This is a genomic window from Polaribacter vadi (assembly GCF_001761365.1).
Classification (GTDB): Bacteria; Bacteroidota; Bacteroidia; order Flavobacteriales; family Flavobacteriaceae; genus Polaribacter; species Polaribacter vadi.
In genome coordinates this window covers 3,353,275-3,372,327 of record NZ_CP017477.1, presented here as the reverse complement: position 1 = coordinate 3,372,327, position 19,053 = coordinate 3,353,275, and the positions used below count along the sequence as shown (strand labels likewise).

Annotated in this window: 18 protein-coding genes; 8 read left to right on the top strand and 10 right to left on the bottom strand. The window is 28.9% G+C overall.

The window, feature by feature from the left end:
* The 5 genes from LPB03_RS14540 to LPB03_RS14525 form a co-directional block, all read right to left on the bottom strand.
* A complete protein-coding gene (locus LPB03_RS14540) occupies positions 1-543 on the bottom strand; it encodes a DUF2911 domain-containing protein (protein ID WP_065320394.1) in 543 nt (180 codons plus the stop codon).
* 89 nt (positions 544-632) lie between these two features.
* Positions 633-749, bottom strand: coding sequence for a FeoB-associated Cys-rich membrane protein (locus tag LPB03_RS16680; RefSeq protein ID WP_139059005.1), 117 nt, complete (start codon positions 747-749; stop codon positions 633-635).
* Positions 749-2,857, bottom strand: coding sequence for a ferrous iron transport protein B (feoB, locus tag LPB03_RS14535; RefSeq protein WP_065320395.1), 2,109 nt, complete (start codon positions 2,855-2,857; stop codon positions 749-751). Before feoB ends, LPB03_RS16680 begins: the two co-directional genes overlap by 1 nt.
* The gene (locus LPB03_RS14530) at positions 2,858-3,088 is read right to left on the bottom strand and encodes a FeoA family protein (RefSeq protein WP_026775469.1); all 231 of its coding nucleotides are present in this window, start codon (positions 3,086-3,088) and stop codon (positions 2,858-2,860) included. It abuts the gene before it with no gap.
* A 51-nt stretch (positions 3,089-3,139) separates the two neighbouring features.
* Positions 3,140-3,820, bottom strand: a complete 681-nt coding sequence (locus LPB03_RS14525; RefSeq protein ID WP_065320396.1) for an SCO family protein — start codon at positions 3,818-3,820, stop codon at positions 3,140-3,142.
* 170 nt (positions 3,821-3,990) lie between these two features.
* On the opposite strand from LPB03_RS14525, the gene rseP reads away from it, so the two are divergent.
* Entirely contained in the window at positions 3,991-5,343 is a 1,353-nt protein-coding gene (rseP, locus tag LPB03_RS14520; RefSeq protein WP_065320397.1) for an RIP metalloprotease RseP, read from the top strand.
* 597 nt (positions 5,344-5,940) lie between these two features.
* On the opposite strand, the gene LPB03_RS14515 is transcribed toward rseP, so the two are convergent.
* Complete coding sequence (locus LPB03_RS14515; RefSeq protein WP_065320398.1) at positions 5,941-6,792, bottom strand: cupin-like domain-containing protein; 852 nt, start codon at positions 6,790-6,792, stop codon at positions 5,941-5,943.
* Positions 6,793-6,906: 114 nt separating this feature from the next.
* A complete protein-coding gene (locus LPB03_RS14510; protein WP_065320399.1) occupies positions 6,907-8,727 on the bottom strand; it encodes a TonB-dependent receptor plug domain-containing protein in 1,821 nt (606 codons plus the stop codon).
* A gap of 67 nt (positions 8,728-8,794) precedes the next feature.
* On the opposite strand from LPB03_RS14510, the gene LPB03_RS14505 reads away from it, so the two are divergent.
* The 3 genes from LPB03_RS14505 to LPB03_RS14495 are packed head-to-tail and all read left to right on the top strand — an operon-like array spanning position 8,795 to position 11,540.
* On the top strand, positions 8,795-10,303 hold the full coding sequence (locus tag LPB03_RS14505; protein WP_065320400.1) for an aminotransferase-like domain-containing protein: 1,509 nt from the start codon (positions 8,795-8,797) through the stop codon (positions 10,301-10,303).
* A 40-nt stretch (positions 10,304-10,343) separates the two neighbouring features.
* Positions 10,344-10,778, top strand: coding sequence for a LexA family protein (locus LPB03_RS14500; RefSeq protein ID WP_065320401.1), 435 nt, complete (start codon positions 10,344-10,346; stop codon positions 10,776-10,778).
* A gap of 60 nt (positions 10,779-10,838) precedes the next feature.
* Positions 10,839-11,540 (top strand): Bax inhibitor-1/YccA family protein, encoded by a 702-nt coding sequence (locus LPB03_RS14495; RefSeq protein WP_065320402.1) that lies wholly within the window; start codon positions 10,839-10,841, stop codon positions 11,538-11,540.
* Positions 11,541-11,598: 58 nt separating this feature from the next.
* Here LPB03_RS14495 and LPB03_RS14490 read toward each other — a convergent pair whose 3' ends face one another.
* Positions 11,599-11,826, bottom strand: coding sequence for a hypothetical protein (locus tag LPB03_RS14490; RefSeq protein WP_065320403.1), 228 nt, complete (start codon positions 11,824-11,826; stop codon positions 11,599-11,601).
* Positions 11,827-12,020: 194 nt separating this feature from the next.
* Here LPB03_RS14490 and LPB03_RS14485 point away from each other — a divergent pair, with 194 nt between their 5' ends.
* Genes LPB03_RS14485 through LPB03_RS14475 form a run of 3 tightly spaced genes read left to right on the top strand, consistent with a single transcriptional unit; the run spans position 12,021 to position 14,026 of the window.
* Positions 12,021-13,232, top strand: a complete 1,212-nt coding sequence (locus LPB03_RS14485) for a retropepsin-like aspartic protease (RefSeq protein ID WP_065320404.1) — start codon at positions 12,021-12,023, stop codon at positions 13,230-13,232.
* Positions 13,233-13,275: 43 nt separating this feature from the next.
* Positions 13,276-13,818, top strand: coding sequence for a DUF2975 domain-containing protein (locus tag LPB03_RS14480; protein ID WP_083187339.1), 543 nt, complete (start codon positions 13,276-13,278; stop codon positions 13,816-13,818).
* A 1-nt stretch (position 13,819) separates the two neighbouring features.
* Positions 13,820-14,026, top strand: a complete 207-nt coding sequence (locus LPB03_RS14475) for a helix-turn-helix domain-containing protein (protein ID WP_065320406.1) — start codon at positions 13,820-13,822, stop codon at positions 14,024-14,026.
* Positions 14,027-14,136: 110 nt separating this feature from the next.
* Here LPB03_RS14475 and LPB03_RS14470 read toward each other — a convergent pair whose 3' ends face one another.
* Positions 14,137-16,653, bottom strand: a complete 2,517-nt coding sequence (locus LPB03_RS14470) for a S9 family peptidase (RefSeq protein WP_065320407.1) — start codon at positions 16,651-16,653, stop codon at positions 14,137-14,139.
* Between the two features lie 104 nt (positions 16,654-16,757).
* Positions 16,758-17,207, bottom strand: a complete 450-nt coding sequence (locus tag LPB03_RS14465) for a nucleoside deaminase (RefSeq protein ID WP_065320408.1) — start codon at positions 17,205-17,207, stop codon at positions 16,758-16,760.
* A gap of 69 nt (positions 17,208-17,276) precedes the next feature.
* Between LPB03_RS14465 and dxs the strand changes: the two genes are divergently transcribed.
* On the top strand, positions 17,277-19,043 hold the full coding sequence (dxs, locus tag LPB03_RS14460; protein ID WP_065320409.1) for a 1-deoxy-D-xylulose-5-phosphate synthase: 1,767 nt from the start codon (positions 17,277-17,279) through the stop codon (positions 19,041-19,043).
* Positions 19,044-19,053 lie beyond the last annotated feature (10 nt).

Genomic DNA, 19,053 nt, shown 5'->3' with positions numbered 1-19,053 from the left:
TTACCCTTTTACAGGTACTGAAACTATTGTGCTTCCCCAACCTAAATGCATAGTTGCACTTTCTTCTTCACCTTCAAAAACAATAGAAAATGCTTCAATTGAATCTTTAGATTTTGTAACTTTTCCAGTAACTCTTACAACATCTTCTGCTTTATCATAAAAATAAGAACCCCAGACATTTTTTTGATTGCTCAGAATAAACGTCCAATCTGAATCTGTAGGAATTGTAAATAAGGTGTACGTTCCTGCTTTTACAGCTTTGTCACCAAAAGTTACATCTTTATAAAATGTAATTTCAGCAGCTTCATTTGCTCCAGTTCTCCAAACTTTATCTTTTGGCGCTAATTTATCTAATGTTCTTCCTTTTAATTGAGGTCTGCTATATATAACTTTTACAAGTTTATTAGAGTCTCTCCAATTTTCAGGAAAAGATGCAGCATCCATAGGACTTACATCAATTTTTGGAAAGTTTTGAGCCAACATTTCTGTGGATGAAAACATTGTAATTGCAAATATTGCAATCATGAATATAGATTTTTTCATATCTAAAATATTTATATTTATTGGTTTTTATTATCGAAATCAAAGTTATAAAACCTTAATTTCAAGATTCATAATCTTCTGTTAAGATTTTAATGACAACCACAATCTGTGCCACATTTACTCTTTTTCTTAGTTGGGAAAAAGTATTTCTTCACTAAAAAAGCAATTGCTAAAAAAAGGATTATATATACAATAACTTCTTGCATTAGCTTAAAATTTGATAGGTTAAAAAGGATGCAACATACGCCAATAAGCCCATTCCAAACAATTGAATTAAAGGCCATTTCCATGATTTTGTTTCACGTTTTACAATGGCTAGAGTAGCCATACATTGCATTGCAAATGCATAAAAAACCATTAAAGACATACCAACAGGAAAATTAAATAACTTACCTCCTGTTTCATTTACTTCTGCTGCCATTTTTTGTTTAATTGTAGTTGTGTTTTCATCATCTGCTTCTACACTATAAATGGTTGCTAACGTACCTACAAAAACTTCACGAGCTGCAAAAGAGGTTATTAAAGCAATCCCTATTTTCCAGTCATACCCTAATGGTTTTATAGCTGGTTCAATAGATTTTCCCATAATTCCTATATAAGAATTCTCTAATTTTGCTGATGCTATTCTTTGCTGTAATTCCTCATCATTTAAATTTTGATTCGCGACATTTTCTGTCACATTTTGTGCTGCATTTTTATAGCTATCTCCTCCATTAGAAGCTAAAAACCATAAAACAATAGAAAGTGCTAAAATAATTTTACCTGCTCCAAAAACAAATGCCTTCGTTTTTTCTACCACTTCATAAAACACATTTTTGAAAGATGGTAATTTATAATTTGGCATTTCAATTACAAATAAAGATCTCGATTTTATTTTTAAAGTTTTATGTAAAATATAAGCCGCTAAAATTGCGCTCACAAAACCTAAAGCATATAATAATAACAACACTAAACCTTGTAAGTTTAAAAATCCTAATATTTTTTTATCAGGAATTACCAAAGCAATTAATATAGCATACACTGGTAAACGTGCAGAACATGTTGTAAATGGAGTTACTAAAATTGTTATTAAACGCTCTTTCCAACTTGATATAGTTCTTGTTGCCATAATTGCAGGAATTGCACAGGCTGTTCCAGAAATTAATGGAATAATACTTTTACCATTCATTCCAAAACGCCTCATAATTTTATCCATTAAAAAAACAACACGACTCATATAACCTGTTTCTTCTAAAACAGCAATAAATAGAAATAAAATGGCAATTTGTGGGATAAAAATAACAACTCCTCCAATTCCAGGAATAATACCTTCTGTTAACAAATCTGTAAAAACGCCAGATGGTAAATTGCTTTTTGCAAAATCTGATAATTGTGCAAAAGTACCATCAATAAAGTCCATAGGAACTGATGCAATATCAAAAATTGATTGAAAAATTACGAGCAAAATCAAAAAGAAGAATAAATATCCAAAAATTTTATGCGTAAAAACTTTGTCTAATCTACCTCTTAAATCTGTGGCTTTTGTTTTATCAATTATATACGTTTTCTTTAAAATTTTATTAATTTCTTGATAACGATAAATAGTTTCTTTATGTTGATATTTTTTTAATTTAGAAATATCTTCCTTAAAAGCTAATAAATCTTGCTTTTCTTTTTTGGTAATAGTTTCTGGAAAATTATTTTGAGTAACCATTAACCACAATTCGTACAACGAATAATTTGGGCTAATTTCTTTTAGCTTATTAAAATAATCAGGATCTACCTTAGAGTTTATACCACATAAAGGTGATGCTTTTGCAGCTACATGACAACGAATAATGGCAGCTTTAATATCATTTATACCTTCGTTTTTTCTTGCACTAATTAAAACAACTTCTGTATTTAATTCTTTTTTTAAGAGTGATAAATCAATAGAAATTCCTTTTTTATCCATTTGATCAACCATATTGATTGCCAAAACTGTTGGAATTTCTAAATCTTTAATTTGAGAGAATAACAACAAATTACGTTTTAAATTCTCTACATCTGCAACTACCAAAATTACATCTGGTGATGCTTTAATATCTTTATTTAATAAGGTTTTAAGAACAATACTCTCATCAATAGAAGTAGGATTTATACTATAAGTTCCTGGTAAATCTGTAATAATTGCATTTTGAGTTGCAGACAATTTGCAAACTCCTAATTTTTTATCAACAGTAATTCCTGGGTAATTTCCTACTTTTTGATTTAAACCTGTAAGTTGATTGAATAATGAAGTTTTACCTGTATTTGGGTTTCCAATTAAAGCAACTTTTATATCGTTTTTAGCCATTTATAAACTTGCTTTTAAAATTTTAATTAATGAAGCTGTCTCTTTTCTGATGGCTAAATGACTTCCATTTACACAGATATATAATGGATCTTTTAAAGGCGCAATTTGTACCAACTGCACTTCTGCTCCAGGCAAACAACCCATTTCCAATAATTTTAAAGGAATAAAATCTAACGATTCTTCAGAAATATATCCTATTTCCCCAATGTATAATGTTGCTATTGTGCTCAAAGAATTTATTTTGGAGAGCAAAGATAATCATTTAGAATGATTCTAAACAAGTTATTTTCTGGTATATTCTTCTTTTAACAAAGCCACATCTTTTTTTAACTTTTCCATGTCTTCTTTTTCGGTTCCATCATAATAACCACGAATGCGTTTTTCTTTATCAACCAAAATAAATTGCTCTGTATGTATAAAATCATCTTCACCTCCATCACCATCTTCAACAACAGCAAAATAACTTTTTCTAGCTAGTTCGTAAATGTGTTTTTTATTTCCAGTTGTTACATTCCATTTAGCATCAATAACCCCTTTATTATCTGCATATTCTCTCAACACAGAAACACTATCTATTGTTGGTGTTACAGAATGTGATAAAAACATAATATCTTTATCGTTTTTGTAAAATTCCTGCAATTCGCTCATATTATAAGCCATTGCAATACAAATATTTGTGCATCGTGTAAAAAAGAAATCGGCTACATAAATTTTATTTTCGTAGTTTTTATTGGTAATAATTTCTCCATTTTGATTAATCAACTCAAAATCTTTAATCGTATGATTTTTAGTAACATGTCTTAAATCAGTATCTACTAACTGAGGATTCACATCATTAGGATTGTAAATTTTTAATCTTTTATCAACCTTCACCAAATGATAAAAAACAGGAATAGAAATTGCCGAGAAAACAAGTAAGAAGATAAGTGTTGTTTTACTTTTTTTGAAAAACTTTAAATCCATTAAAAAGATATTTCTGCAAATTTACGGCTTATAAAAATGGTAGAGAAATTGCAGAAACTAAAAAACATCTAAAATGTTTGTTAAAATAAAAATCAACCTTTAATAGTTCTTTTTATACTCTCTTTAAAAACGTACATTTGTGCGTTTTAAAAATTAAGATTTAACGTTGAATGGAAATATTAATAAAAGCATCACAATTTATTTTAAGTTTATCATTACTAATTGTTTTGCACGAATTAGGGCACTTTATCCCTGCAAAACTGTTTAAAACCAAAGTAGAAAAATTCTATTTATTCTTTGATTATAAATTTTCGATCTTTAAGAAAAAAATTGGAGAAACCGTATATGGAATTGGTTGGATTCCTTTAGGTGGCTATGTAAAAATAGCAGGTATGATTGATGAAAGTATGGATAAAGAACAAATGGCTTTACCACCAAAACCATGGGAATTCCGATCTAAACCAGCTTGGCAGCGTTTAATAATAATGTTAGGTGGTGTTTTTGTGAATTTTGTTTTAGGAATTTTCATTTACATTATGTTAATGTGGTCTTATGGAGAAGAATATTTGCCAAATGAAAACTTAACAGATGGTATTTGGGTACAAGATTCTTTAGCTATGGATTTAGGTTTAAAAACGGGAGATAAAATCTTAACTGTTGATGACGAAAAAATTAGAAAATTTAGTCAAATCACTTTAGAATTTATCAACGGAGAAAAATTTACCTACGAAAGAAATGGTGAAATTTTAGAGAAAAAACTACCTATAGACTTTATTTCTAAATTAATAGATAGAAAGAAAAATGATGCTGGCCCAATAGTTTCTGTCAGATATCCTTTTATGATTGGAAACATTCCTAAAGAATCTCATAATATAGATTCTCAACTTAAAGTAAAAGATTTAATTGTAAAAGTTAATGGCAATAAAGCTATTTATTATGATGAAATTGAAGATCTTTTTCTTGAAAATAAAGGAAATAATATAACCATTTCTGTTAAAAGAGATAATGAAATTTTAGATATTCCTGTAAAAATATCTGACGAAGGTAAAATTGGCGTGAACCCTGCAAATTTAAAATTAAGTGAAATTGGTAAATTAGGGTATTATGATTTAGCAAATTATCAATATAGTTTTACAGAGGCAATTCCTGCTGGTTGGAACAAATCTTGGAAAACCTTAACTGATTATGTAAAACAATTGAAAAAAATATTTAACCCAAGCACAGGTGCTTATAAAGGTTTAGGTGGCTTTTATTCAATTGGTAAAATTTTCCCTTCCACTTGGAGCTGGGAAGCTTTTTGGAATATTACAGCATTTTTATCAATCATGTTAGGGTTTATGAATTTATTACCAATTCCTGCTTTAGATGGTGGTCATGTAGTTTTTACACTTTGGGAAATGATTACAGGTAAAAAACCTGGAGATAAATTTTTAGAATATGCTCAAATAGTTGGGTTTATTTTATTAATTACCTTATTACTTTTTGCAAACGGAAATGATTTATATAGAGCTGTTTTTAAATAGATAAAAATATAACTAAGCAAAAAAAACCTCGCAAAAGCGAGGTTTTTTTTTGTTAAACTCTTAAAGAACGATTAATAAATGAAAACCAAGTATATCTAGTGTTACATTTATCGCAAGCGTAACAATAACAACCTGGTAGTATTTTACTAATACCTGTTCTTTTCATTCTATATCTAGAAGTAGATTTACATTTAGGACAAGCTTTCACGATTGAGACGTATTTCCACCTGCAATACACCTATAAATCAGATGTTTAAGATTTACTAAATTACCTAATATCTTTTCTAAATTTACATTCTATTATAAATAATTTAGTAGTTGAATTTAAAAGAAATAAAAAAACCTCACAAAAGCGAGGTTTTTTTTGTTAAACTCTTAAAGAACGATTAATAAATGAAAACCAAGTATATTCTGCGTTGCATTTATCACAACTATAAGTTCTACAACCTGGAATTATTTTAACAACGCCCTTTCTTCTTAATCTATGCCTAGACACAGATTTACATTTTGGGCAAGCTTTCATAGTAACTAATTTTAGTTTGGTATGCGCAATATACTAAAAATCAGTTAAATACAAATAAAAAATCATCTAAAATATTATTTTGTTCTAATAATAGCTTGTTCATTTTTCCAATCAATCCATTTTTGACCTTTTAATCTTCTCATTAAATTATCATAAGTCCTCATGAATAATACGTTATATAGGGCTTTCCCTAAATTTTTTGGATTTCTAGCAATTGCCCTTAAACTCATAGAAAAGCCAGGAGTAATATATTTCATATAATGCCAATAACCTTCTGGCATATACAAAACTTGCCCATGTTCTAAAGATGTTTTATATCCTTTTGCTTTTTTTAAGGCTGGCCACTTTTTAAAATCTGGATTCGAGAAATCAATATCTTCTCTTGTAATTAAAGCATGTGGAACTTTATATAAATGCTTATTTTGCTGTTGATCGAATAAAATAATTTCCTTTTTACCTTCAAAATGAAAATGGAAAATATTCGCCAAATCAATATCATAATGCATAAATGTATAGGAATCAGTTCCACCAAAAAATAGCATTGGCAAACCTTTCATTAATCTTAAACCAAAATCTGGATATTTAAAATCTTTCTGCAAAACAGGCACTTCTTTTAAAACATTCCACAAAAAAATTCTAAATTTTGTAGGTTCACGTTTTAATAAATCTACATAATCTGCCATTTTCATTTTTGCATGTGGCTCATTAAAACCGTCTTTAAAATCTACAGGCCTATCATCGTACAAAGGCACAGTTTTATCTCCTGCAACTTCTTTCATATAGGCTAAGTTCCATTTTGTAAATGCAGGCCAATCTTCTATAAAACGCTCAATAACCACTGGTTTTTGAGGTTTAAAATAGTTTTTTATAAAGTCTTCTTTTGTGATTGTTTCTACTCGATCAATTGGAGATAAATTTAAACTCATGCTGCATAAAAATTGAAATGCAAAGTTAAGGAATTGTTAGGAAAATATTTGTTAAAAGTAAACCATCAACTTTAACAAAAGTTGATGGTTTGAAAACAAAGAATAGATTTAATTCTATAAATTATAACGTAATCCAAATAAAATGTTGCTACCAGGCATGGGTACAAAACCACTTTCTATATATTCAGCATCAAAAATATTGTTTGCAGTTATTGTAAAACTAACTTTTTTTACATCTAAAATAATTGAAGCATCCCAAACATTATAGCTTTGACCTGTTGTTCTTTCTGCATGTTTGTACATAATATTCTGTCTTAAATTTTTGAAGAAAGAACTAGAAAATTGTGTTATAAATTGATGTCTTAATGTATTTAGAGAATAACGTGATAAATCTGTATTTTGATCTAAAATATCATCATCTAAATAAGAATACCCGATTTTAAAACTCTGATTAAAATCATTTAATTTAAAAAGATATGTAGCATCCAACTCTAAACCTTTAGTGTTTAATTCTGCAATATTTGTTGCTGTAAATATACCTGTTGCTGTATCTGGCCTAACAAAATCAATTAAATTATCTGAATCTCTATTAAAAATTGCAAACGTTGCAAAAAAGTTTGAACTATTAAATTTGACACCCACTTCTTGTGCAAATGCACTTTCTGGCTCTAAATTTGGATTACCAGAAGTTGCAGGATCTGAATAATACAAATCTGTATAAGTTGGCACTCTGTAAGTATACCCTACATTACCATAAGCTTTAAAATTTTCAGAAATTTGAATTCCTAAATCTAAACCTGGAAACGCATTAAAATCAAAATCTGAGAAATAAGTTACAGCAACACCTGGAGTAACATCTACATTATCTCCAATTTTAAATCTGTGCTCTAAGAAGAAGTTTGCCAAAGTTCTGTTTCTATCTCCTAAATTATTACTACTAATAGAAAAACGAGAAACATCGATACCAAAACCTGTAACACCTATACTTGAAGTATAAGAAACGTTTGTTTCTAGACCAATTTTATTCGTTGTATGTAAGTTTCTAAAAAAACTAGGGTCATCTCTTTTTAGTAAAAAAATATCTTGACCTCTTCTCCAATAAACTCTTGGTTTAATTTTAAAGTTACCATTGTTAAATGTAGTTGAAATACCTACTAAACTATTCTGAGTTTCTTCATACTCATTCCAATCAGGATTTGTCGTGTAAAAGTTTTCTGCTCCAAATTTCTTATCAAAAAAAGTTGCAATTAATTCTATTGGTTGTTTGTTTTTATTAAAAACTCCTTTTAAAAAATAATTGTAATTGTTATAGTCTGAATTATTTCTATAACCATCAGAAGTTAAAGCACCTACATGTGCAATAAAAGAAGAATTTTTAAATTCTTTACCCACAGTTACAGAACCATTTAACTGCCCAAAAGATCCTGTTTCCACATTTGCTGAAACTGTATTTTCTAAATTCTTTTTGGTTACAATATTAATGGCACCTGTAAATGCATTTTGTCCAAAAACTCTTGCTGCTGGCCCTTTAATAATTTCAATTCTTTCTATAACCTCAATTGGCAAAGCAGCATTCATTGTATGATGCCCAGTTTGTGCATCATCCATTTTAATACCATCAATTAAAAGCAACGTTTGATCAAAACCACCACCTCTAATATATAAATCTGCTTGGCTACCTGCTGTTCCTCTTCTTCTAATATCTACACCAGCTACTAATTGTAAAAGATCTGCAACATTTGTGGCTGCACTATTTGAAATGTCTTTACTAGTTATAATGTTTATGGTTCTAGAATCTTCTTTAAAAGGTAAATCTATTCTGGTTGATGTAATTATAACTTCTTTTAAAGTATCGTTCTGTACAGTGTTTGATTGCGCATTTAATAAAGATGAGCTTACTAAAACTCCTAAAAATAATGTGAATTTAATTTTCATAAATAGTGATTTAAATAGGTTGCAAAAGTCGTAACTTTATAAGCGCATAAAATAGTCCGGTTTTTAAATGATAGATAGTCCACTTTTAGTGTTAATTCAGAAAAATATCATTTTTGATACATCAAAAACGCAAGCAATTTACATTCAGGCTGCAAAAGAGTTTGTAAATCTGTTTCAGAGAAACATCATTTTAGAAAAAACAAAATTACCAGGCACAAGAGCAGTTGCAAAAACCTTATCTATTCATAGAAATACAGCTGTTGCTATTTATGATGAATTGGCATCACAAGGTTGGGTAGAAATAAAACCAAATAAAGGAACTTTTGTTGCTGTTAGAAAAAAAAATTCTATCCATAAACAGAAAACAATTAAACATAATAAACCTTATAGTTATGCAAGCACAACAGGGTTTGAATTTCAAAAATCTTTTCATTTAGCATCAACTGTACAATTAACAGATGCTACTTTTTCTGTAAATGATGGCAAACCAGATTTACGATTGCATCCTGTAAGCCAATTTACAAGATGGTATAGTGCAGCTATGAAACGTAAAACTTTAATTCAAAAATGGAACAGACCACAAGAAGCATCACTTTCTATGTTTCAAACGCAATTGTGTAATTATTTAAATGCTACAAGAGGTTTGCATGTAAGTCCAAAAAATTTAATTAGTACAAGAAGTACAGAAATGAGTTTATATATTGTTTCTCAACTTTTAATACAAAAAAATGATGTTGTTTTAGTTGGTAATTTAAGTAATTATGCTTCTAATATGATTTTTCAGCAAGTAGGTGCCCAACTTATTACGATACCTGTTGATGAAGAAGGTTTAAATGTAGATTTTATTAGAAAAAACTTTATCAAAAATAGTATTAGATGCGTCTATGTTTGTGCTCACAGAGATTACCCAACCACAATTACTTTAAGTAAAAAACGAAGAGAAGCTTTATTAATTTTAGCAAAAGAATTTGGTTTTGCAATTATTGAAGATGATTTTGATTATGATTTTCAATTTGAAGGTTCTCCAGTTTTACCTTTGGCAAATTCAGATGAAAATGGAATGGTAATTTACTTAGGTAAATTAGGACAATCTTTATTTCCGAGTTTTCAAATTGGGTTTGTAATTGCACCAGAAAATTTAATTCAAGAGGCAAAAAATTATTTGTATTTGTTAGATGAACAAGGAGATCTAATTCAACAACAAATGTTATCTGAATTGATAAATGAAGGAGAAATTTATAGATTAATGAAAAAAAACATTGTTGTTTATAAAGATAGAAGAGATTGTTTACATCAACTTTTAATGAAACATTTTGCTAAAATTGCAACTTGGAAATTACCTGAAGGTGGCTTGGCAATTTGGCTAACTTTTGAACCCAAAATTCCTTTAGCAAAACTAGCTAAAGAGGCAGAAAAAAATAATCTATTTTTACCTAAAACCATACTTTATCAAAACAAAAATACTTGTGCCATTCGTTTCGGATTTGGGCATTTAAACATTGATGAATTAAAAATTGTAATTCAAAAACTTAAGTTTACTTATAATAATGTAGTTGTAAATAAATTACAAAAATAATTCTTGAAAATTAAAAGAAAAGTTTTAATTTGCAGGTATGATGACAATTTCTGAAAACCTTACTTTTTTTACCCCAGATGCTACTTCTAACAACTTAGCAACTTTGATAGATTGTGGCATTTCTGCTGGTTTTCCATCAGTAACAGAAGATATTGAAGGAGAAAAAATTTCTTTAGATGATGCACTCATCAAAAATAAAGACACTACTTTTTACGCAAAAGTTAAAGGACAGTCTATGATTAATGCTGGTTTAAATCATGACGATTTACTAGTAATTGACAGAAGTTTAGAGGCTACAGATAAAAAGATTGCAGTTTGTTATATTGATGGAGAATTTACTGTAAAAAGACTTCGTGTTCAAAATAACGAAATTTGGTTACAGCCAGAAAATCCTAATTACCCTATCATCAATATTACAGAAGATAACGATTTTATGATTTGGGGAATTGTAACAAATGTGATTAAAAAAGTATAAAAATTAATCAAATTTAATATTTCAACAATAAAAAACTGAAATAATCTCAGCTCAAAAACTATGGAAAACACTTTTGAAAACAAAACCTTATTAATTGAATCTACAGACGAAGTTCGTGTAGCATTTTATAAAAAGACATACGCTCACGTTGCTGGTGGCGTTTTATTATTTGTACTTTTTGAATATTTACTTTTGCAAAGTGATACAATTGTAGAATTTATGTTATCGATGACTGAAGGCTGGAGATGGCTTGTTATGTTAGGTGGTTTTATGTTGATTACAAGCTACGCAGAAAGTACGGTTTTAAAAACTGCCGATAAAAATATACAATATATGGCGTATGCTTTATATGTTTTTGCGCAGGCACTAATATTCGTTCCACTTTTGGCAATTGCTATTTATTATACTGAAAGTGTAGATTTAATTCAGCAAGCAGCAATTGTAACTTTAGCTTTATTTGTAGGAATTTCGAGCGTTGTTTTTATCACAAAAAAAGATTTTTCTTTTATAAAAACTGGGCTAACAATAGGTTTCTTTATTGCAATGGGTTTAATTGTAGCTGGTACTCTGTTTGGCTTTAATTTAGGTCTATGGTTTTCTGTTGGAATGTGCTTATTGGCTGGAGGTTCAATTTTATACCAAACCTCTAACTTAGTAAACAAATACGGAACAGAAGATTACATTCCTGCTTCTTTAGGTTTGTTTGCTTCTTTAATGTTACTATTTTGGTATGTTTTGCAAATTTTCATGTCTAGAGATTAAGTTATAATACACAAAATATATAGAAAATCAGAGGTTAATAGCTTCTGATTTTTTATGCTTAATATTTCGTATTTATTTTACTTTTTTCAACTCTTCTATCCAAGTCTAAATTAAAGATACTGTCTTCTGCATAAAATTCATATAGCAAATAAGAATACAATCTAAATAAAACAAAAAATAGTGAAACTACTTTTATAACTCTTGCTTCAATTCCTTCAAGAAAAAAGAAACCTATAATTCCTAAAACTAAGGCGAATATCGTAAATATGGTGTTTAACGTTTTCATGATAATAATTTTTATACAAAGATAGTTTCTACACTAACTTTTAATTTTACATCATTTTTGAAAATTGTTATAGAATTACTGAAACCAAAGTTTGTTTTTTGTCTTAAACATCAAATATTACTCTTTTTAAATATTTTATTATTGTTTTTCGATAATTTAAATATACATTTGTAAAAATATTTAAAGAAAAAATAATGAAATTTAAAAACGTAGTATATTTAGTAGTCTTATCTATAATGTTAAGTAGTTGTGCAGGAGCAAAAGTAAGAAAGATCCTTAAAGTCGGAGAAGTTACTCAAAAAAACTACAAAGTAACATTTCCGTTTGAATATACTAAAACAGGACATATTCTTTTAAAAGTAACAATTAAAGGAGAAGTTTATGATTTCATTTTAGATACAGGAGCCACTAATATTATTTCTAATGAATTAGCAGATAAATTGAAACTTATTACTGCTGGTTCATCTGATATAGCTGATATTAATGATAAATCAGCGAATTTAGCGTATGTAAAATTAGAAGATATTGAAATTAGTGGAATAAATTTTAAAGGAACTATAGGTTCTATATTAGATCTTAAAAAAGGAGATTTAGCTTGTTTAGAAGTTGATGGACTAATAGGTTCTAACTTAATGAGGCATGCTGTTTGGGATTTTGATTTTCAAAACAAAATGATAACCATTACTGATAACGAAGAAACATTAAATATACCATCTGATTATTCTGAATCAAAAATATTTGTAGGTGATGCGTATCAAGTATCAATTACTACAAAAGTAAATGGGGAAAAAGTATTAAATAATGTAATAGATTTAGGGAATCCTGGTAATACTCATTTAAGCTATACAGTTTTTAACGAACAACAAGAATCAAAAAAAATCAACAAATCGATTAAAGGTTCTGGTGGTTCTGGTTTTGGAGCTTTTGGAAAAAGTGCAAAAATGAGAAAATCACATTTGGCTAGAATTGAGAGTTTTAAAATAGGCGATTATGATATAAACGATGCTATTGTTATAGTAAAGGATCTAGACAATAATATAGGGTTAGAATTTCTTAAAAATTATAGAGTTATATTTAATTGGGCAACAAAAAGTCTTAAACTAATTAAACAAAGTAAAAGAGAACAAAATGAAGGAGTCGCTTTTGGTTTTAACCCTACATTTGAGAAAAACAAACTCTTGGTTGACTATATATATGATGATATTGATGCCTCAAAATTTTTAAAATATAGAGATCAAATACTAAGTATAAATAACAGAAACTATTCCAACGTAACTCAAGAACAATGGTGTAAAATTATGCAAAATGGTCTTTTCAACGATTTAGAAACGGATAAAATAAAAATAAAGGTATTGAGAAATGGTAAAGAACTTGAATTCATTATAGAAAAAGCAAAATTACTGTAACGCTCTTAAGTTTATTTAATAAATTTAGAAAAAATAAAACTTTATGAAAAAAATTATTTACATCTGTGCAAAGTCTTTCTTTTACATATTTAGTACTTTCTTTTTGTTTGTATTTTTATTTTCAATTTTATCATTAATTGAACAGTATCGGTTATTTGACGCTCCTTTTGTAGATATTTTAGAGAATGACGTAAATGGTTTTGATGCCAAAATTAGTATTCCATTTATAAAAGGAGTTATTAAATACCAGTTTTCATATACAATTATTTTTATGTGGCTTTGGCTGTTGTTTTATTCAATATATTTTTATGTATTAAAAGAATTTTTCAAGATTTTTATAGAAGACGAGCTATTTATAACAAAATCTTTAAATAAACTTAAAATATTCTTTAGACTAAATTTTATTCCCATAATTTTAAACACTGGTATTATAATTATGGGTTGGATAGAAAATGAAAATGTTAGTTTCGAAGAAGAATATTTTTATCTTTTTATTCACTCTTGTATAGCACTTATAATTTATACATATATCGACATTTTTAAGAAAGGGCAAAAACTACAGGAAGAAAACGATCTAACAATATAATATGCCAATCATTGTAAATCTTGATGTAATGCTTGCCAAACGCAAAATGCGAAGTAAAGAATTGGCTGAAATTATTGGCATTACTACTGCAAACTTATCCATCTTAAAATCTGGTAAAGCAAAAGCAGTTCGTTTTTCTACTTTGGAAGCAATTTGCGAAGCTCTAGATTGCCAACCTTCAGATATTTTGGAATATCAAAAAGATTAAAAACAAAAAACTCCGAATTTTAATTCGGAGTTTTATTAAATTCTATATTTCTTAATTTTCAAAAGAGTAAAAATCCCTTCCCTTTGAGAAGGTTAGGATGGGCTTTCTCTTTAATTCTGTGGCTCATCTAAATTCATATACATAAAATCTACATCTGTAGCTTCTTTGCCTAACAAATACTTACTAAAATGATCTGCTCTTAACCAGAAAGAATATTCAGTCATGCTGCCAAAACCATGTCTTTGTCCTGGCATTATCATAAACTTAAAACGTTTGTGCGCTTTAATTAATTCGTTTGCCATTCTTATAGTTCCTGCAGGATGCACGTTATTATCCATATCTCCATGAATCAACATTAAATGTCCTTTTAAGTTTTTTGCTAAAGATTGGTTGTCATCAATTTTATATTTGTGAGAAATTTTTCCTTTTTCATCAATTTCCTCTTTTACTCCATGATGTGTTTCACTCCACCAAGAATTGTACACATTATTATCGTGATTTCCTGCGGATGAAACTGCTGCTTTAAAGAAATCTGGATATACTAACATTGCTGCTGTAGACATAAAACCTCCTCCAGAATGACCGTAAATTCCTACTTTTTCAATATCGATAAATTTATGTTTGTTTGCCAATTGTTGTGCTACATACTTTTTATCAGCCAAACCATAATCACGTAAATTTCCATATCCATAATTATGATACCATTTAGATCTATCAGGATGTCCTCCTCTATTTCCTAAAGTAATTACCACAAAACCAACTTGCGCCATTCTATCTAACCTATCCATTCTGTAAGAAAAAGATTTGTTTACAGCTTCTGTTTGTGGTCCTGGATATACGTATTCTAAAAGCGGATATACTTTGGTAGAATCCATATTAAAAGGTTTGTACATTACTCCATATAAATCTGTAATTCCATCATCTGCTTTTACTTTAAATGTTTCTGGAAATTTGTAACCAGAAGCAAATAATTGCGATAAATCTGCAGTTTCTAAATCCATAACTTTTCGTCCATTTACGTCTCTAACTTCCGATTTTGGAACGGTATTTACACGTGAATAATTACTTACAAAATACTGATTAGAATCGGACATATTTGTAGTTGCTGTAAAATCGCCAGCATCTAAAGAACGCATTCCAGATCCATTCAAATTTATTTTATAGGTATGTAAATAATATGGATCTTGGTTTTTATCAACTCCATTTGCAGTAAAATATAAGGTTCTATTTTTCTCATCCAAACCTTCAAAACCATTTACATGATAATCGCCTTCTGTAATTTGATTTTTCAAATTCCCATCTGCATCATATAAATAAAAATGTGCCCAACCATCTCTTTCTGCCCAATGCAAAATTTCTGTTTCATTGTTGAATAAAATTAAAGGTCTAGATTCTATATAGGTATTAAAACGCTCTTCAATGATTGTTTTATATTCACCAGTATTAATGTCTGCAACATGTACATCAAACTTTTTACGATCTCTAGAAATTGTACTGAAATATACTTTTCCTTTTTTTGATAAAAGTAAAGTTGGTGTAAAATCATCATCATAACTAGATTTTTTTCTTGGTGCTCTATATACAGAAATACTTTGCTGTTTCATGGTATCTAAAGGAACCAATACATGCTTTTTTGTTGGAATATCAAAAATCATTAATTCAGATTTGTAAAATTCTTTTTCTCCTGGCATATGGTATTTATAAGTCTCTAAAGTTGGTCTTTTTTTACCTGTAGAATTAATTACCCATAAATCTTTAATGTGTCTAGAATCCGATTTTTGAAAAACAAACTTTTTAGAATCGTGAGACCAAGTTCCCCAAATACCACTTCTTTTGTCCTTGTTTTTTTCTTTATCTTCATTATCATCTCTAGAATTACCTCCATAACCATAATTTTCTTCACCATCTTTAGTCCATTGGTTTTCTACAACTGTACTGTCTTTTTCATCTTTAATAAACTTTTTAAAGTTGATTTTATCCATCCAATACAAATTAAAATTCTTAGAATATAAAACTATAGAACTATCTGGTGCTACATTTGCCCAACGTTTCCATGGTTCTTTTTCTTCTTTTTTTGTATTGATGATCGTTAAAACATTTCCACCTAATCTATATTCTAAATAGTAGGTTTTCTTTTCCATTTTCGGCTTTTTCTTTTTAGCCTTTTTAGTAGATATAGAATCTTTCTCTACCTCTTTTTTATCCTCTTTTTCATCTTCTTTTTCATCTTCTACCTCAACTTCTTCTGTAGACGTAACTCTAAAACGAATTGCATTTTCTGCTTCATTAAATTTTATATCTAAACGTGGCAAATGTTTTGCATCATAAGGATCTTTGGTAATTTCCGTTAACCATTTTGCCATTTTAGTATTATCAAATAAAAATTTTTTCGATTTTTTATCAATATCTACAATGTAGTGATTTGAACCTTCAGATGTTTTATAGGCATACCAAAAACGGTTTCCCTTTTTTAACCAATGTGGATTCACACTAGTTGAATGAACCATTTTTGCTAAATTTTTTGGCGAGTACTTAGCAGCTTGCCTGTAGTTTGGTTCTGGTGTTTCTTGCGCAGAAATTACTGATACAGTAAATAAAAACACAAAAAATAAGATAATTTTTTTCATTTGTAATACTTGTTTAGTTTGAATTAAGAGCTAAAGTTCTCTAAAACAATTAACATCACAAATTATAAAGTAAATTTTTGTTAAAACATTAACACATTTTAACATTAGTTCAAATTGCGCTTTTCTATAAAAAAACGTTTTAATAATTGAGAACAATCGTTTTCTAAAACGCCTGCCACAACTTTTGTTTTCGGGTGTAAAGTTGTTTTTAAGTTGATAAAACCTCTTTCTGGCTCAGATGCTCCGAATACAATCTTATCTAACTGCGTCCAATAACTGGCACCAGCACACATTTGGCAAGGCTCTAAAGTAACATACAAAACACATTCTTTTAAATATTTACCACCTAAAAAATCTGATGCTGCAGTAAAAGCTTGCATTTCTGCATGTGCTGTAACATCATTTAAAGTTTCAGTTAAATTGTGTGCTCTTGCAATAATTTTATCCTTAAAAACAATCACAGCTCCTACAGGTATTTCTCCTTTATCAAAAGCCATTTCTGCTTCTTGAAAAGCTTTTTTCATAAAATAAACATCATCAAAAGGCTGTATCATTTCTAAATAATTAAGTTTTCAATATTACAAAATCTTTTTTGATGACTAAAATTGTATTTTTGCAATCGAATGAAAAATTTGTTAGACAACATATCAAACCCAGAAGATTTAAGAAAATTAAATCCTGAACAATTACCACAATTGGCAAAAGAATTGCGCAGTTTTATTATTGATATTGTATCAACAAAAGAAGGCCATTTAGGAGCAAGTTTAGGAGTTGTAGAACTTACAATTGCCCTCCATTATTTATTTGACACTCCCAACGATTTATTAGTTTGGGATGTTGGCCACCAAGCTTATGGACATAAAATTTTAACAGGTAGAAAAGACGTTTTTCATACCAATAGGCAATTTGAAGGTATTGCTGGTTTCCCTTCAAGAAAAGAAAGCGAATTTGATGCTTTTGGAGTTGGGCATTCTTCAACTTCTATTTCTGCAGCTTTAGGAATGGCAATAGCATCTAACTTAAAAGGAAACACTGAAAAACATCATATTGCAATTATTGGTGATGCTTCTATTGCAAGTGGAATGGCTTTTGAAGCGTTGAATCATGCAGGTGTTTCTAAGGCAAATTTGCTCATTATTTTAAATGATAATGCCATTGGCATTGATCCATCTGTGGGTGCTTTAAAAGAGTATTTAACAAAGGTTAAAACTGATAAAAAACTAGCAGCTCAAAACAATATCATCAAAGCTTTAAACTTCGATTATTCTGGTCCTATTGATGGGCATAATTTAGAAAAAGTTTTATCAGAATTAAAAAGACTAAAATCTGTAAAAGGCCCTAAATTTTTGCACGTAATTACAACAAAAGGTAAGGGTTTACAAAAAGCAGAAGAAGACCAAGTTACATATCATGCACCTGGAAAGTTTGATAAAATTTCTGGAGAAAGAATTAAAAAAGAAGAAAGTGAATACTCAAAATATCAAGATGTTTTTGGGCAAACCATTGTAGAATTAGCAAAACAAAACGATAAAATTGTAGCAATTACGCCTGCAATGTTAACAGGTAGTTCTTTAAAGTTGATGTTAAAGGAATTCCCAAATAGAACTTTTGATGTTGGTATTGCAGAACAACATGCAGTTACTTTGGCTGCAGGAATGGCCACTCAAGGTTTAATTCCTTTTTGCAACATCTATTCTACATTTTTACAACGTGCATACGATCAAGTAATTCATGATGTTGCTTTGCAAAATTTACCTGTTATTTTTTGTTTAGATAGAGCAGGTTTGGTTGGCGAAGATGGAGCAACACATCATGGAGTTTTTGATATTGCTTTTTTAAGATGTATTCCAAACCTCATTATTTTTGCTCCAAGAAACGAAATTGAATTGCGCAACATTTTATATACGGCTCAATTAGGATTAAAAAATCCGATTGCAATTCGTTATCCAAGAGGATATGGAAATATTATTGATTGGAAAAAACCTTTTCAAAATATAGAAATTGGCAAAGGAATTTGTTTAAAAGAAGGAAAAAGTATCGCAGTTTTATCTGTTGGAACCATTGCAAAAAATGTTGAAGAAGCCATTCTTTTATCAGAAAAGAAAAAAGAAATTGCTCATTATGATTTACGTTTTATAAAACCTTTAGATGAAAAATTATTAGAAGAAATTTTTGAGCATCATCAAAAAATAATAACCATTGAAGATGGAGTTACTCAAGGTGGTTTTGGTAGTAGTATTTTAGAATTTGCTGCTCAAAAAAATTATAAAAACAAGATAAACATTTTAGGGATTCCTGATACTTTTATAGAACATGGAAATGTTATGGAACTTCAAAAAAAAATTGGTTTAGATATTAAAAACTTAGAAAAAATATTTTCTAAAACATAAAAAAGACGCT

Bases quoted from the DNA above. Each gene is read 5' to 3' on its own strand.
- LPB03_RS14490 (WP_065320403.1), bottom strand. From the start codon at position 11,826: ATGAAAACGTTAAACACCATATTTACGATATTCGCCTTAGTTTTAGGA.
- LPB03_RS14480 (WP_083187339.1), top strand. From the start codon at position 13,276: ATGAAAAAAATTATTTACATCTGTGCAAAGTCTTTCTTTTACATATTT.
- dxs (WP_065320409.1), top strand. From the start codon at position 17,277: ATGAAAAATTTGTTAGACAACATATCAAACCCAGAAGATTTAAGAAAA.
- LPB03_RS14510 (WP_065320399.1), bottom strand. From the start codon at position 8,727: ATGAAAATTAAATTCACATTATTTTTAGGAGTTTTAGTAAGCTCATCT.
- LPB03_RS14540 (WP_065320394.1), bottom strand. From the start codon at position 543: ATGAAAAAATCTATATTCATGATTGCAATATTTGCAATTACAATGTTT.
- LPB03_RS16680 (WP_139059005.1), bottom strand. From the start codon at position 749: ATGCAAGAAGTTATTGTATATATAATCCTTTTTTTAGCAATTGCTTTT.
- rseP (WP_065320397.1), top strand. From the start codon at position 3,991: ATGGAAATATTAATAAAAGCATCACAATTTATTTTAAGTTTATCATTA.
- LPB03_RS14475 (WP_065320406.1), top strand. From the start codon at position 13,820: ATGCCAATCATTGTAAATCTTGATGTAATGCTTGCCAAACGCAAAATG.
- feoB (WP_065320395.1), bottom strand. From the start codon at position 2,857: ATGGCTAAAAACGATATAAAAGTTGCTTTAATTGGAAACCCAAATACA.
- LPB03_RS14495 (WP_065320402.1), top strand. From the start codon at position 10,839: ATGGAAAACACTTTTGAAAACAAAACCTTATTAATTGAATCTACAGAC.
- LPB03_RS14525 (WP_065320396.1), bottom strand. From the start codon at position 3,820: ATGGATTTAAAGTTTTTCAAAAAAAGTAAAACAACACTTATCTTCTTA.
- LPB03_RS14515 (WP_065320398.1), bottom strand. From the start codon at position 6,792: ATGAGTTTAAATTTATCTCCAATTGATCGAGTAGAAACAATCACAAAA.
- LPB03_RS14505 (WP_065320400.1), top strand. From the start codon at position 8,795: ATGATAGATAGTCCACTTTTAGTGTTAATTCAGAAAAATATCATTTTT.
- LPB03_RS14470 (WP_065320407.1), bottom strand. From the start codon at position 16,653: ATGAAAAAAATTATCTTATTTTTTGTGTTTTTATTTACTGTATCAGTA.
- LPB03_RS14485 (WP_065320404.1), top strand. From the start codon at position 12,021: ATGAAATTTAAAAACGTAGTATATTTAGTAGTCTTATCTATAATGTTA.
- LPB03_RS14465 (WP_065320408.1), bottom strand. From the start codon at position 17,207: ATGATACAGCCTTTTGATGATGTTTATTTTATGAAAAAAGCTTTTCAA.
- LPB03_RS14500 (WP_065320401.1), top strand. From the start codon at position 10,344: ATGACAATTTCTGAAAACCTTACTTTTTTTACCCCAGATGCTACTTCT.